Below are 14,208 nucleotides of genomic sequence, written 5' to 3'. Positions count from 1 at the left end.
AAAATTATTTACAGATGAAAAACTTATCTGAAAGGGCCTTATTGGTTAATATTAAAATATCCCAATGGAGCGCACGCAAGTACGACAAAACTGTATCACATGAAATAGAAAAAACACACAATGCACACGACGCTGGTAGATTTAATAAAAATCTGATCAAAGAAGAAGAATTATCAGCGATTAAGAAAGTCGCAAGTGCAACCAGAACGTTATTATACGATAATTCTCTTCCCTGGGGCGACAATGGCGATCGCCTGTTGCCAACATCCAACTACTTCGAGTTTTTAAATCAGTTCTCTAAGTACAAAGAGGACTTCAATTCAAAAGTTGACTTATTTATTCGGGCTTATCCTTCATTAAAAGAAGAAGCAAAGGCCCGTTTGAATGGGATGTTTAGGGAACAGGATTACCCATCACATTCTGACATGAAACGGAAATTCAGCATGGATATGACTTTTATGCCGATTTCGAACATTTCTGATTTCAGGCTCAATGTTGACCAGGAGGAAGTAGACAATATTAAGTCAAACATTGAGGCTGAGATTTATCAACGCATTTCTGATGCAACCAAAAATATTTGGTCGCGAATACGAGATGCCGTGCAACATATGGTTGAGAAACTAAAGGAACATGATGCAGTTTTTCGGGACAGCCTGGTAAACAATATTGAAGATTTAATTGAAACCTTGCCAAGATTAAACTTTACGGGAGATCGTGATATTTCAAATGTCATTGAAAATATGAAGGATCTAATAGTTGATCCTGACGATCTGAGACATGATACACGACTTCGCAAGCAAAAAGCAGATCAGGCCGAAGCAATCCTTTCCACTGTGGGTGCCTTTCTCAATTGCTAAAACAGGGAGACATTTATGCACAGGAAAATCAGTTCAAATCTTCTCTTTGACCCAGGAGCCGACTCTAGCAACAGTAAATATACCAGTAGAAACAAAGATTTTGTTTTTGACATTATGGATGCTATTTCTTCGCCGATATTAACATTCAGTATGCTCTGGGCAGACCTAATACCAAATAGGCTGTTTAACCAAGTAATCACTGCTAGAATGATCTCATTAATGAAAAGTGAAGAATTGGCTTCATACGTTGAGTGCTCAATTTATCTCTACACAAGATCACATGAATCGCCGATGGATAACGATTGGACAGATATTTATACCCACGTATGTTGCCAGACTCTCGAACAGTGGTTCGGGGAAGATCACTGGGATATAGTAAAAGCTCCAAGACGATTGAGTGAATGGCAGGAATCAAAACTTAAACGGCTACGGCAACACATTTATAAAAAGCGGCGGGAATTGATGAAACTGAAAATTAGAGCTGAAGAAAAAATCGAGAAAGTCCCCACAGAAGTTCCAAAAACTACTTCGCAACCAGCTAAGCCAAAAGTGCAACAAGCCTCATTCAAATTCTGAAGACTTACAACTTCATTTTAATCATTTAAATAATTAAAAAATGGAAACAAAACAAATTAGCTCGGAAGAAACCGTGCAAACTGTCTTATTGCCTATTGACCTTGTTGATGTGGATCCCAATCAGCCACGAAAAACCATGGAGGAAATTGAAGAAATGGGTTTGTCAATTAAGTCGGTCGGAAAGGTTATTCAACCAATTGGAGTACGGCCTAATGGTACACGATTTAGATTAATATATGGCCATAGAAGATTATTGGGTTCTACCGCCGCCGGGAAGACCGAAATCCCAGCAACTATTTATGACGTAAGTGATGAAGAAGCAAAAATCATCCAAATCGTTGAAAATTTACAACGTGTAGACCTTCATCCTATGCAGCAAGCAACAGGTTTTCATAACCTGGCACAAACGGAGAAATTGGGAGTCGAAGAAATTGCTCGAAGAGTTGGTAAAACTATTTATTTCGTTCGCCAGCAATTAAAGCTTAATGATTTAACACCGCAATGGCAATCTATTTTCCTACGTAATGGTATTCCATTAGGAGTAGCATTACAAATTTGTCTTCTCCCTGCCGAAACTCAACAATATTTGTATGATGAACAAGTATCGGAAGAAGATGAAAAGTCAGACCATCCAGATATTAGTATCAATACTTATATTTTTACCAGGTACAAGGGAAATTTAGCACAGGCTGCATTTGACTTGTCAGATGCAGAACTCGATATCAAAATGGGATCCTGCCATACCTGCCCCTTTAATTCCGCTTGTGGGGTTTTATTTCCGGAAGAAGAAAACAAACCCCGATGTTCTAATATTAAATGTTTTCAGAACAAAACTGCGTTGCATATCGAGAAGGAAATAGCAAAAGCTAAAGAAGACCCAACGACTATTTTCGTCTATGATGGCGAAATGCCAGATGAAGACATTAAACGACTTCACGACGATGGAATTGAGGCAAACATTGTTGGATACGGAGAAGAGTACAGGTATATAAAAGAACCGCAGAAGCCAGATTGGAATACGTTCTCTCAGGCGCTAAAAAAGCGCAAAGTCCCTGCCAAAGAAATTAAAGAAGAATTTGTAAAGTCTGAGCAAGAATATTCTGAAAAAAAAGACAAATTCGAGAAATTGCTTTCATCTTCTAAGATAAAGAAGGCATTTATAATTTCTTCCAATACTCCAACCGATGAAGGCAAATATGCTTACGTGGAATATATACCTAAAGCTACCGCGAATGCAGCTAAGAAAGCAATTGCATCAGGGGAGGCTTCAATACAGGTTATTGATAATGAAATTGAAAGGCTTCAATCGCGTGAAGCAAGGGCCAGGGAGCTTGACCAGGAGAAGATTCAGCGTAAGATTGCGGAAGCTGTGAATGCCGATACAAATATTGGACGCATACCCAAGCAATCAACCAGTGCGGATAATTTACTGATCAATTACTTAATCATTGAACACATACCATATCACTTGAAAGCAGCATTGAATAAAGTAGTTAAACTTCCTGCATTGAAAGAGCCAGCAACTTTTGATGAATTTAAGAATGGATTAAGACGTTTAAATAAAATGCAGATTACCTACCTACTCAGGAGAGTTATCACTGAAAAGAATAGCACCAACTTGCCGAATACTCGCGGCGGATACGCATTTAGACTCATGGCTGAAAGCTTAGGGTCAATTCCTATTGTTGACTTCGAAAAACAACAAAAGGAGATTGCTAACAAACGGCAAGCCGGTGTCAATAAAGCAATCGGAATTTTAAAAGAGCAGAAAAAGGAAACTCAGAAGAAAGGAAAACAGAAGGAGAACAACAAGCAAAATAATAAGGTCAAGAACCTCCCCGGAAAGCCAACCAAAGCAAAAGCAGCATAGCAATCCCATTTCATTGCCTCATCGATGAAAAAAGAAATTTCCCTGAAGGAGCTTCATGGAGAATTGGCAATCTACTTTAACTGGTCGGCTAATGCCTTAGTTCCAATATTTCCAGGCGCCTCAGATCTCTATCTGAAAAACAATTTTGAAACTATTCATAAAGTTGGACAAAGCCTGATGCGGTCAATAAATTATTTACCCGGGACCATTTACCGGGGTATAATACTGAAAGACCCAGTAGCCACAATTAATCCTCATAAAAAATTGATGCATTTGTCATTTAGCACTGAGAAATCCGTAGCAATACACTTTGCTGATACCAATGGATTCGGTGCGGGAATAATGGATGTGGCTACCAGGCTTGGCACTTACGGGTATGTTATTGAGTATTGGCCAAAGATCTCCGAGATTCTTTTTCACTATGACTTCATGTCTATACTTCCATATGCTGAATCATTCTCCTTACTTGGAATGGATGGAATATTAGAAGTTAACAGCCTAATGCGTCAAAGAGAAATAATAATACTTCAACCATCTAATCCATTTACTAATATTTTACCTGTCCGAAATATTTAATCATCCACAAAATTCTTTTTTATGAGAATTTCAGAATCGCCCACATTATGGGTAATAATTAAAGCAACAACTTACTCAAAGCAGAGTAGTTGCAACTTCATTCTGGTGCATTTGTCAATCGGTTATTGCAACCATTTAAAAAGCATATTGAAAAGGGTATCGGAAGAAGATACGCCAAACTTCTACTGTCTTAATATTTGGGACGCACCATTTGGGTGGTTTGTCCATACAGCACAAGATGAAATTGAAGCTTTTTTATCCGATGAAGGGGTCAACTGGTCTTTCATATCATTTGATAGCCATAATGAAATAAGGGATTTCACCAAACCCAATCAGAAGTTTATGTTTAAAGAGCAATATATATCCTTTTTCAAAGGCGGAACCGCAATGTTCCAGGCATATACTGACGAGACCAATGACGACTATCACTCAGTTGAATTTCCATTACATGAAATGATTTCCCTTCTTGAAAAAACATGATGACAATGGGTAATAGACTTGAAGAGGCCGCAAATCAATATCGAAAAAAGGGCTACTCTATTGTTTTCATCAATTCAGTTAAGAAAGCGATTCACAAGTGGAAGCAACATAATAGATTAGTTATTTCGGAGAATAAATTACATCGAATGTTAGCACTTCCTGAATGCTTTGGGATAGCAGTAATATGTGGTTGCATTAGCGGAAACCTCGAAGTAATTGATATCGATGAAAAGAATAATAGAAACGGTAAAGCAATTCTGGATCGCTTTTTATGCTCGCTCGACAGATATTCACCGGAACTAGTTGCGAAATTAGTAATAGCGCGAACGAAAAACTATGGCTTTCATTTGATGTACAAAAGCAAGGATGTTCAATCAAGTACGATTTTAGCGAGACGTCTGGAAACTAACAAAGGATTATGTATTGAAAAAAGAAAGCTCAAAACACTTGTTGAATCAATTGGCAATGAAAGTTACATTATCGTAGAACCAACACCCGGTTATTCTTTTGTTCAGCACGATCTGATGAATGTTCCGAACATATCAGAAAGAGATCGCCTTGAAATTTGGAGAATTGCAAGATCATTTAATGAATATAAGGCACCTTCCAAAATTTCAGCATGTAAATTAAGAGGGAGGCAATATAACATAGAAAGCCCTTGCGACGATTATAATTTGAGAGGCGATATTCTAGGATTATTGCAAAAACATGGTTGGGTAATCGTAAAGACAGAAAAGGAGCGAACCTTTCTGCGTCGCCCTGGTGATACTGACCACCTCACTTCCGGAGATTTTCACCACAAACTTGGATTATTCACGGTAATGACGACGAACTCAGAGTTTAAACGAAAAAAAGGATACAAGCCCTATGCTGTATTCGCCATCCTGGAATGTAATGGCAATTTTCAACTTGCCGCGAGAATGCTCGTGGAGCAAGGATATGGTGTTGCATATAAGGCCAGGATAAAATCATAATGAAATTAAAAATAATCGTTATGGAAACAGTTGAAATATTAGGCGAAATGTGTCATTTAGAATTTAGCCTATATGAAAATGGCACAATTTCAATAACAGCAGTCAGAATAGCGGACGATTCCCCTTGGTGTGTACCTACTGTTAATTGGACCCAAAATTGGCGAGCTGAATATTATGCATACCGAATGAGGTTTCCCACTGTAGTAATTAAGAACTACAGCGAAAATGAAGGTGTATTTCAAAATTTGGTGAATGAAAAAGTAATTATACCTGGAACAAATGTCGAAGGCACCAATGGAACAGTTAAAACTGGTATATTGACATTAAAGTGGCAAACAATTGCCCAAGAGCAGCTTGACAATTACGGCACTCAATACTAAAAACATTAGCATTTTACAGTTTTTTTGTATTTTCGCATTATGGAGCGCGATCCAAGATATATGATGGTGAATGTGGGAATTAAAAATGGTACGCTATTGACATTTCGAGATGTCTTTATGAAAACCGGATTTCCTAAGACTATCCTGGCAAAGTTTCTTGGAACAAATAATAATCGTATGAGCCGACTCATACTGGAGCCTAGGGATATGGATCTATGGGAGGTTGAAAAAATAGCAGCCTATTTCGATGTGTCAATGGCAGAAATGTGCAGAGTAGTAATAACAAAGTGACGAACATCGGCCAAACCCGATCCAGCGTTCTTTAATTGTAACATTTCGTCACTTAAATTGTGTCGGAGCGACCCACTAATTGTATTGGTCTTATCATTTCTTTGTATTATGAAAAAGATAAGCCAGCCTTCAATTTTAACATGGAAAAAAGTTCGTCATTTTAGGCACTTGTTCCAATTAGGAATTGTCTCGGAACTATCGTTGGCAAACTTTCTAAATATCCACAGAAAGAAATTCCATTATTTAATAAATCATCCTCAACAATTGTCCTGTCAACAAATGTTAAACATCGACCACTTTTTAAACGTCAAAGAAGATACAACCTTTGATTTAATTGCTGATCAGACCGCATTTTCGCTAGAGAAATATAACCTGCGTTGGAATGAAGATCACAATAAATTTGGGTTTATCTATAAAAGAAGGAAAATGCGAAGGTCATAGACCAAGAGCCATAAACTTATGACTCTTGGCTTTTTTAAGGAACTAGCAATGTTAATCCATCCCAATTTGCTTCTTAAGTTCATCCCAAAACTGATCCACGTTCTTTTCAACTTTGTCATACTCTTCAAAAGTGGAGGCTGGTATTCTAACTTCAGCCAGGCTCTCTGGATTGGGGAATGTTTTGTCATAAAGCTCCTGACCCGCCTTACTAACTCGATTACCGTTAAAAAGGTCGCAAATCACGCAAGCTAATCTGTACGTTTTTTGTTCATCATTTGTCATGATAAGTTTCATTTTTTAATGTTGATTGATTCCTATCAGTACAATTGAAAACCGTGATGAGCTAACAAGATTTTGGTAAATATATTTTTGCAAGCATGTGTCAAATTCTAACTTTTAGGACGTTAACCGGTAATTGCCGGCCAATGCCTTTTCTTGCAATTTCCTTAACGCCCTATTTTTATAAACAAGAAGCGACTCCTTGCTCAGTTGGAGTTGTAGTGCAGCCTCTTCATTAGTTAACCCCTCTTTAAAAAGGAGAGTGGCTACTTGCTGCAGTTTTGGGGTTAGCTGAGCTATAAGAGACTGGAGGTGCAGCATCAAATCTCTCTTTTCCAGGTTGTGCATTAAATATGGGTCAACTTGACCTATTTCCTCTTTCAATTCTCCAACCGTAACCGGTCGCTTCTTCCTAAGCCATGAAATGCATTTATTTCTAATGATAACTACCAAAAATGCCTTTGCATGCTCAATAGAATTAAATTTATTACCATCATAGGAAAGCTCTATAGCCAATTTGGCTAAACATTCTCCGAGGATTTCTTCGGCCACAATTTCATTATGTATAATGCGTATTGCAATTCTTTTTAGTCTCTCAAACTCCTTATGGTATATTTCAGAAAGCCATTGATCCAATACGGAAACCGGGACATTTGTTCGCATAATACCAGGTATATAATAGCAGTTGCATGGTTCTAAATACCAATATTTATTGTATCGAACGTATGAACCGACTGTTTATACCGGCATGGGTATTAAATAGTTATTAGTTTAGAATTATTCCCATTTCCCCTAGAAATCTTACCTTTAGCCCGATAGGGGCAAAAGCGAATAAAAGTGAATGAAAAACAGGGCAATTATTGACTTGTTTTTATTTTGACACCCATTTGACACTTTTTATTTACAAGGAATTATATACCAGGATGTTGAGAATCCAGTCCTGGGCACACAGAAAAATCTTCTAAGTCTTCGATTTAGAAGATTTTTTCTTTTATGGCTGTGCCAACTTCTCCGGTTATGTACGCTTCCTAACTGACGAGTTTGTAACCTACGCCCCGAACGTTCATGATCTTTACCTCTGGGTCGTGCCGGAGGTATTTTCTTAAACGGGTGATGAATACATCGAGGCTGCGACCGGTGAAGAAATCATCATTGCCCCAGATATGTAGTAGAATGGATTTACGATCCATGACCTGGTTGCGGTTGAGCAGGAAAAGTTTTAACAGTTCGGCCTCGCGTGCGGTGAGGGAAATCGACTGGCCCTGGTGCTGCAGTACGGCCTGGTGATAGAGAAAGATGTATTGTGCGCCGATGGGCAATGGGCTGCCCGTATGGGTATTTTCTGCGATGAGTGTTCGACTTTTGCTGAGCAGCGCTTTGATGCGCACCACCAGCTCTTCCATACTGAAAGGCTTTTTGAGGTAGTCGTTTCCCCCGCTTTCGAAGCCGGTCACCACATCCTGTGGCAACGATTTCGCCGTAAGAAACAACAAAGGCGTTTCCATATCGGTCGTGCGCAGCTGCCGCGCCCAGGCAAAACCATCGGCATCAGGCAGCATCACATCGAGCAGGATCACATCGGGTCGTTGGCTGTAATAAGCTTCCAGACCGGCAGCACCGGTAGCATGGTGCTCCACGGCGAAGCCCCTGCTTTCAAGGCTTTCCCGCACAATCTCCGCGAGGTTGGGCTCGTCTTCGATAAACAATATGGTGCGTTTGCCGCTCATAACTGCCAGGCTATTTTAAAGATACTTCCTTTGCCGGGCGTGCTCTCGGCCATACACCAGCCCCCATGCCGCTCGATGATATGCTTTACATAGTTGAGGCCAAGGCCATACCCCTTCACTTTGTGAATATTACCGGAAGGTACACGATAAAATTTATCAAATACATGCTGCAGGTCGCCCGCGGCAATACCGATGCCATCGTCTTTTACACTGATGAAGTTGTAACCGTTCTCCCGGTAAAAGCAGATATCGATGACCACCTTATCGGCCGAGTATTTAACGGCATTATCGATGAGGTTGTTAACGACATTGTACAGGTGTACCCGATCGGCTTGTACACTGGTCGTGCCTGCCAGGTTCAGGTAGTGAAAGGCTATTTCTTTACTACCTGCCAGCGTATGGCGGCTGGTTATGGATTCCACCATCTCATTTACATCGATAGCCTCCGGATTGAGTGCAAAATCCTGCCGCTCATACACGGACAGGTTCAGGATCTTGTTCACCATTTCGGTGAGGCGTTGCAGCTCTTCCCGGGAGATGTTCAGATACCGCTTCGTTTTCTCAGGGCATTGCAGCGCACCGAAACCCTCCAGGGCATCTACGGCAGCCGTGATGGTCGCGATGGGCGTCTTCAGCTCGTGCGAGATATTGCTGATGAAATCGTTCTTGATGGCCGATAACTTTTTCTCGCGGCGAATGATCCGCAATAGATACCACAATGCCAATACAACAATTGTGAGCAGTATCAGAGAAGCGATCACCATCCCGATCATTTTGCCCAACAGGTAATTGAAAGGCGGCCTGAACAATGCACGCACATAATTTACATCCGTCTCGGCCCTGTAGGTCGGAAATGATTTGGTGATGATGGGGTACCGCAATCGCAGGCTGTCCGGGAAACGACTGCGGTTGAGTGTACTGTCTTCATCGGCCATCAGAAACAGGAAGGGCTCCCTGATATCCCTTTCGGCCAATAGCTCCAGGTAAATCGGTCGCAGTCGTGCAGTATCGAAGCCGAACTCCCTTGCCTTATTGTCTATATAATGACCAATGGCCTGCGTACGGAAAAATACAATATGCCGCTCCAGGTCTTCTTCGCGGTAGGTTTTTGTAAACCGGCGGGCGACCAATTCTTTGACAGAATCGGACTGTGACAGGATCGGTTCATTGACCTGCTTGAGGGAGAATGAAAAACGATCTTTCTTATTGAGCTTGTCCGCCACCATATAGACCCAACTACTATCCTCCATTTTCCAGCTACTGGTGATCATTACCCTATTGGTGTCCATGACATACCGATAGATCATTTCTTCGATGGTATCGTTGCGCTGCCTGAATTCCGTTTTTATGGCATCTTCGAAAGCAAGGTTGGCGTCCTTCTCGAAGCGTTCCTTATTGACCTGGTAATAGTTTACGAGCCACCCGCTTTGCAGTGCCAGCACCACTGCTACCGCAGCGACACAGACAATAAAGATAACCCGGGTGTTTCGGTTCATAGATACCAAATGTAGTACCCTGCCGGCAAGCTTCCCATTCCCGTTAACATAAATTAACAAAGACTAACAATGCCGATAACTATGTTTGCTGCGGTTGAGCCGGAGTTTTGCAAAAAGCTCACTCATATGCGCACGTTATTCACTATACTGCTGATCTCAATTACCCTGTTGGCAAAGACCCAGCCTTTGCTGAAAGTTGGCGACCTTTTTCCCGATCTGATGATCCGCCCCCTGCTCAATGCCCCGATTAAATCGTTGGACGTACGGACAGCTCAAAATAAATTGCTGATCCTGAATTTCTGGGGAACCTGGTGCAGCCCCTGCCTGCCGGAAATGGACAGTCTGGCCAGGCTGCAGGTGAAGAATGCCGGGCAGATTCAAGTGATCGCCATCTCCAATGAGCCGGTAGAGAGATTGCAGAAATACCTGCAACGCAAGCCTTCCACCTTATGGCTTGCCTCCGACACCACCAGCAACCTGTACACCCAATTTGCTTTTTCGTATGTAGGACAGTCGGCCATCATCGATCAGCAGCACCGGGTGATCGCCCTGGTACGGACCGACTCCATCAATCAGGCCATGATCGATCGACTGGTACGCAAGCTACCCATCCACTCTTCTGCAGAAACAGGGATACACAAGAATGCCGAAGACGAGACCTTTGCGGTGGATACCAGTATGGGAACACAGTTTATCTGGGGATCGTACCGCAAGGATCTGCCCAGTATGTCGAAATCATACAAGAAGACTGCTTTCGAAGGACGCCGGCTCACTTTTGTAAACATGTGCGTACCCAGTATATACCAGGCTTTGTATGGACTGTCGTACCAACAGGTGATCTTTGAAGTACCCCAGAAGGAAGTGTGCAGTTGGGAACAAAAGAACCGTTTGGCTTTTTGCTTTGATGTACTGGTGAAACCGGAGCAGACAGACAGTCTCAAGACCATCATGCTGCACCTGTTGACCAGGCTCTCCCCCATCAAAACAAAAATGGAACAGCGCGAAATGCCGGTATATGTATTGCGCCGCCTGCCCGATGCTACCACCTGGAAAGAATCGACCAATACCACAGATTCATATAGCTTCAGTGGCCGGGGTTTCGAAGGAAAAGGCATTCAGCTCAAGCCTTTCGTGGATTATATCGCCAATGAACTGCAATTACCGGTGATCGACGAGACGGGGCTTACGAGCCGCTACGATATCGTAACCAGCAATGTATTGCGGACGGTGGAAGAAGTGCGGGCAGCTTTGCAAAAGCTGGGACTCACTGTTGAGAAAACGACCCGTAAAATGGATGCGTTGATCATCTATCAGTAAGCGCCTTACCTACCAACCACCTCCTTTAATGAATTCCTCATTGTTGCGTATTGAATCATCACGTCTATTTCATCCCACCCGTAAGAAGTGGTCCAGTCGGCCGAAGGGATGCATTGATCATAGAGCGCCTGAGCCGCTTTGGTGTCATTGGTCAATATATTGATCCATCCGAGACTGTACCGCACCATTTCCAGTACTTTAGGAACAATTATGGGATTAGTACCGTCTTTGTATTTTTCATATATAGCCTTGGCAGCTAGCAGGATCTTTGTGGCCTCCTCGATCTTGTAGTCGTGCAGCAGATCATAAGCCTTATCTAGCTCCTTGCCTGCGTTGTTGAGCTCTACATATTCCGGGACATTTTTGGCATCTGCAATTTCGCCCCATTTCAGTTGATGCCTTTCAGCATAGTCACTATAAAGAGCAGTCAGTATCGTATCGATCTTGGCGTAAGCTTTATTCATGGCATATTTTTCGATACTCTTTCCGATATCTGTAGCGGTTCTTAAGTAATCGCTGATCTCCTTTTCCGTAATGAAATACTGGGGAACAAAATTTAAACTACCCCTCGCGCTAAAGTTCTTGTAATAGTTCACTTTTTCAGTCTCGTTTTCTCTGGTAATGGGCACGGAGTATAGGACACGCTGATTGCTGTCGAGAATTTCTACCCGGCAGGGAAATTGAAAGGTATAATCGATCACCAACCCTCGCTCCGTTTTCTTGATACCATTCATTTCAACCTGACTGATTCCCGGCGCTATAACCGCTATATACATTTGCGGGGCTTCGCGCGTGAACTTTACTTTCACGTAGCTATTCCTGAAGTACATCCCATCCATCTGCATCTGGGAATGATTTCCGTAGTGTGTTAACTTCTGAGGCAGATTGAGCTGGTAGGTATTTTCTTTTGTCAGATTTTGGATAATGGCAGGATAAGGAACTTTCTTAAACGACAGGTGGTATTTGATCTTTACATTCTCCTGAGAATAAACCGATAGGCCTGTTATTATGGCCAATACAAATAAGACGAGGGGTTTCATTGTACAGTTTATTGGTTATAGTTATATAATACCCTAAACTATACAATTAATCGTACACTTACAATAGCGATTGTCATTTATTGTTAGTAATCATCCAATTATGCAGATTCCTGTCCTGGCCACAAAAAAGGGGATGTATCTCACTTTCGATACACCCCCTTTCGTTTGGAGCAGGAGTTGTAAAATCGGACATCACTTTGTAACCACACAAGTCAATACCGTAGGCAAGCCCCTGGCTCTTTCATTTCCTGAAATCTCATAAACAACTCCCGAGATGACAACTGTATCGTTAATCTTTACTGATATAGAGGGCAAATTACAAACCCACAAACGCACATATTTTGAAGTGCTCAGGAAAGTACTTGGTCCATTACTTATCAAAACTGCATACTCATCAACCAACACCTCCTTGATCGTTCTCCCACTACTAATTTGCCCACACCCCGAAGAGTCAAGGACATACTTCCTATTAAACCGCAGCGTGTCATATTTATTAACCTGCTTCGTTTGATCCCCACTGGCCCCTGACCCGGAATCATTCGATTGGGTTGGTTCGCTATTGCATGTCACCAAACCTACAACCCAAAAAAATGCGAAAAGGATGTACCGATCCATTGTTATCGTATCTTGGTTACTATAAAAATACAACATCAAGGCAGGTTATGAACCCCGAAAGCAATAGCATCCCCAATATCGGCATTGAAAATATTGGAAGCAAGACCAAGTCGCATCATGTTACCAAAGGCTTCATCACCCTGCCCTGCTGGGAGGGCCATTATTTGTACGACGCTGCCGACCGCCTGAAAAAAGATAAAGTGGTAACCAATGGTCGCATTGAGCTTTGGGTGGATGCAATGATCGATGAAAACAATAGCATCCAATATTTAGCGGAACAGATCAATGCCTATCACTATTTGGTTGAACAACAGGAAACGATCAGACATGCTGTTCTGCAAAAACTCAAAGAGAATTTCCCTGATTTATTGGCCAATGAATATGCCTCCTGGGATCACAACGAACCTTATTTCCCGAAACCAGCCGAGCTCACTGATGAATTTGACTTTAAGAACTACATCGGACCTGCTTCAATCAGAATCACTGAAGACGTGAAAGATGGATCAGCCTATGTAATCTGGACTTTCAGATGTCGTTGGGATATCGAACATGGGCTTGATTTTACTATGCATGAAAAAAGGGTAATTGAAATTGCTACCGAGGCCGACCCTTGGAAGATCTATCAGGACAATGGCACCTTCGAACAAAAACAACAGGACTACAAGCAGTGGGAGCGCACCTATCAACCTCCTACACCAAAAAAATGGTGGAAGTTTTGGTAACTTGCCACGCAATTGCAAAAACCTCCCACGAACATGTCCTCCCCACTCCACCCCGACCTATCCCTCGCCAGCCAGCTCCTATATGAACCGGCCGGACTCACCATCACCCACCACCGCACCGAACCCGAAAGCCAGGAATACAGCGCCTGCAGTTTCCAGCTCAACCTCAAAAAAGTACAGTTCAGGGTCGCAAAGATCACACCCACCAAAAACGGACAATTCGTTGCCATCTGGAGAAGAAACAAAAAAGGCATCACCCAGCCCTTCGAAGCAACAGATGATATCGACTTCCTCATCATCAGCGCAAGAAACAATGACCAGGCCGGTCAGTTCCTATTCCCCAAACCCGTGCTGATCGAACAGGCCATCATCTCCACCCCACAAAAAGAAGGCAAACGCGGCATCCGCATCTACCCTCCCTGGGATACCCCCACCAGCAAACAAGCCGCCCAAACACAGCGCTGGCAAGCCGCCTGGTTCGCGCTGCTCCTCCCACAACCCACCCACCTACAATTAATAAAAAGATTATTCTGTGACATCTAATAGGCCTTCGCTCCCGCACTTCGT

15 protein-coding genes are annotated in these 14,208 nt (G+C 42.3%); 10 read left to right on the top strand and 5 right to left on the bottom strand.

The features are described from left to right. Positions 1 to 14 precede the first annotated feature (14 nt). From P2H89_RS18770 to P2H89_RS18740, 7 genes are read left to right on the top strand one after another with little or no spacing between them, the layout of a single operon-like run. Entirely contained in the window at positions 15 to 857 is an 843-nt protein-coding gene (locus tag P2H89_RS18770; protein WP_275829654.1) for a DUF3150 domain-containing protein, read from the top strand. Between the two features lie 15 nt (positions 858 to 872). Then, entirely contained in the window at positions 873 to 1,433 is a 561-nt protein-coding gene (locus P2H89_RS18765; RefSeq protein ID WP_275829652.1) for a hypothetical protein, read from the top strand. A gap of 40 nt (positions 1,434 to 1,473) precedes the next feature. After that, a complete protein-coding gene (locus P2H89_RS18760) occupies positions 1,474 to 3,303 on the top strand; it encodes a ParB/RepB/Spo0J family partition protein (RefSeq protein WP_275829650.1) in 1,830 nt (609 codons plus the stop codon). Positions 3,304 to 3,327: 24 nt separating this feature from the next. Beyond that, positions 3,328 to 3,879, top strand: a complete 552-nt coding sequence (locus P2H89_RS18755; protein ID WP_275829649.1) for a hypothetical protein — start codon at positions 3,328 to 3,330, stop codon at positions 3,877 to 3,879. Positions 3,880 to 3,900: 21 nt separating this feature from the next. Beyond that, positions 3,901 to 4,359 (top strand): hypothetical protein, encoded by a 459-nt coding sequence (locus P2H89_RS18750; protein WP_275829647.1) that lies wholly within the window; start codon positions 3,901 to 3,903, stop codon positions 4,357 to 4,359. A 5-nt stretch (positions 4,360 to 4,364) separates the two neighbouring features. Then, a complete protein-coding gene (locus tag P2H89_RS18745; RefSeq protein WP_275829645.1) occupies positions 4,365 to 5,333 on the top strand; it encodes a bifunctional DNA primase/polymerase in 969 nt (322 codons plus the stop codon). 20 nt (positions 5,334 to 5,353) lie between these two features. Next, entirely contained in the window at positions 5,354 to 5,713 is a 360-nt protein-coding gene (locus P2H89_RS18740; protein WP_275829643.1) for a hypothetical protein, read from the top strand. Between the two features lie 783 nt (positions 5,714 to 6,496). Here the strand turns inward: P2H89_RS18740 and P2H89_RS18735 are convergent. The 4 genes from P2H89_RS18735 to P2H89_RS18720 form a co-directional block, all read right to left on the bottom strand. Then, positions 6,497 to 6,739: a hypothetical protein gene (locus tag P2H89_RS18735; protein WP_275829641.1), complete on the bottom strand. Its 243-nt coding sequence runs from the start codon at positions 6,737 to 6,739 to the stop codon at positions 6,497 to 6,499. 102 nt (positions 6,740 to 6,841) lie between these two features. After that, the gene (locus tag P2H89_RS18730; protein WP_275829639.1) at positions 6,842 to 7,387 is read right to left on the bottom strand and encodes a sigma-70 family RNA polymerase sigma factor; all 546 of its coding nucleotides are present in this window, start codon (positions 7,385 to 7,387) and stop codon (positions 6,842 to 6,844) included. A gap of 365 nt (positions 7,388 to 7,752) precedes the next feature. Beyond that, positions 7,753 to 8,451 carry a response regulator transcription factor gene (locus P2H89_RS18725; RefSeq protein ID WP_275829638.1) on the bottom strand — a complete coding sequence of 233 codons (699 nt, stop codon included), beginning with the start codon at positions 8,449 to 8,451 and terminating at the stop codon, positions 7,753 to 7,755. Further along, on the bottom strand, positions 8,448 to 9,947 hold the full coding sequence (locus tag P2H89_RS18720; protein ID WP_275829636.1) for an ATP-binding protein: 1,500 nt from the start codon (positions 9,945 to 9,947) through the stop codon (positions 8,448 to 8,450). The genes P2H89_RS18725 and P2H89_RS18720 overlap by 4 nt, the downstream gene beginning before the upstream one ends. 126 nt (positions 9,948 to 10,073) lie before the next feature. Between P2H89_RS18720 and P2H89_RS18715 the strand changes: the two genes are divergently transcribed. Continuing rightward, positions 10,074 to 11,264 carry a DUF3738 domain-containing protein gene (locus P2H89_RS18715; protein WP_275829634.1) on the top strand — a complete coding sequence of 397 codons (1,191 nt, stop codon included), beginning with the start codon at positions 10,074 to 10,076 and terminating at the stop codon, positions 11,262 to 11,264. A gap of 5 nt (positions 11,265 to 11,269) precedes the next feature. Here P2H89_RS18715 and P2H89_RS18710 read toward each other — a convergent pair whose 3' ends face one another. Then, the gene (locus P2H89_RS18710) at positions 11,270 to 12,304 is read right to left on the bottom strand and encodes a hypothetical protein (protein WP_275829632.1); all 1,035 of its coding nucleotides are present in this window, start codon (positions 12,302 to 12,304) and stop codon (positions 11,270 to 11,272) included. Between the two features lie 662 nt (positions 12,305 to 12,966). On the opposite strand from P2H89_RS18710, the gene P2H89_RS18705 reads away from it, so the two are divergent. Further along, positions 12,967 to 13,641, top strand: coding sequence for a hypothetical protein (locus P2H89_RS18705; protein WP_275829630.1), 675 nt, complete (start codon positions 12,967 to 12,969; stop codon positions 13,639 to 13,641). Between the two features lie 33 nt (positions 13,642 to 13,674). Further along, positions 13,675 to 14,184, top strand: coding sequence for a MepB family protein (locus P2H89_RS18700; protein ID WP_275829628.1), 510 nt, complete (start codon positions 13,675 to 13,677; stop codon positions 14,182 to 14,184). The last annotated feature ends 24 nt before the right edge of the window (positions 14,185 to 14,208 follow it).

Source organism: Paraflavitalea sp. CAU 1676, from assembly GCF_029223285.1.
Taxonomy (GTDB): Bacteria; Bacteroidota; Bacteroidia; order Chitinophagales; family Chitinophagaceae; genus Paraflavitalea.
The sequence above is the reverse complement of the archived record's forward strand: the minus strand, read 5'-3'. Positions and strand labels throughout refer to the sequence as shown.

Bases quoted from the DNA above. Each gene is read 5' to 3' on its own strand.
- P2H89_RS18710 (WP_275829632.1), bottom strand. From the start codon at position 12,304: ATGAAACCCCTCGTCTTATTTGTATTGGCCATAATAACAGGCCTATCG.
- P2H89_RS18760 (WP_275829650.1), top strand. From the start codon at position 1,474: ATGGAAACAAAACAAATTAGCTCGGAAGAAACCGTGCAAACTGTCTTA.
- P2H89_RS18755 (WP_275829649.1), top strand. From the start codon at position 3,328: ATGAAAAAAGAAATTTCCCTGAAGGAGCTTCATGGAGAATTGGCAATC.
- P2H89_RS18730 (WP_275829639.1), bottom strand. From the start codon at position 7,387: ATGCGAACAAATGTCCCGGTTTCCGTATTGGATCAATGGCTTTCTGAA.
- P2H89_RS18725 (WP_275829638.1), bottom strand. From the start codon at position 8,451: ATGAGCGGCAAACGCACCATATTGTTTATCGAAGACGAGCCCAACCTC.
- P2H89_RS18740 (WP_275829643.1), top strand. From the start codon at position 5,354: ATGGAAACAGTTGAAATATTAGGCGAAATGTGTCATTTAGAATTTAGC.
- P2H89_RS18705 (WP_275829630.1), top strand. From the start codon at position 12,967: ATGAACCCCGAAAGCAATAGCATCCCCAATATCGGCATTGAAAATATT.
- P2H89_RS18720 (WP_275829636.1), bottom strand. From the start codon at position 9,947: ATGAACCGAAACACCCGGGTTATCTTTATTGTCTGTGTCGCTGCGGTA.
- P2H89_RS18750 (WP_275829647.1), top strand. From the start codon at position 3,901: ATGAGAATTTCAGAATCGCCCACATTATGGGTAATAATTAAAGCAACA.
- P2H89_RS18745 (WP_275829645.1), top strand. From the start codon at position 4,365: ATGGGTAATAGACTTGAAGAGGCCGCAAATCAATATCGAAAAAAGGGC.
- P2H89_RS18700 (WP_275829628.1), top strand. From the start codon at position 13,675: ATGTCCTCCCCACTCCACCCCGACCTATCCCTCGCCAGCCAGCTCCTA.
- P2H89_RS18735 (WP_275829641.1), bottom strand. From the start codon at position 6,739: ATGAAACTTATCATGACAAATGATGAACAAAAAACGTACAGATTAGCT.
- P2H89_RS18715 (WP_275829634.1), top strand. From the start codon at position 10,074: ATGCGCACGTTATTCACTATACTGCTGATCTCAATTACCCTGTTGGCA.
- P2H89_RS18765 (WP_275829652.1), top strand. From the start codon at position 873: ATGCACAGGAAAATCAGTTCAAATCTTCTCTTTGACCCAGGAGCCGAC.
- P2H89_RS18770 (WP_275829654.1), top strand. From the start codon at position 15: ATGAAAAACTTATCTGAAAGGGCCTTATTGGTTAATATTAAAATATCC.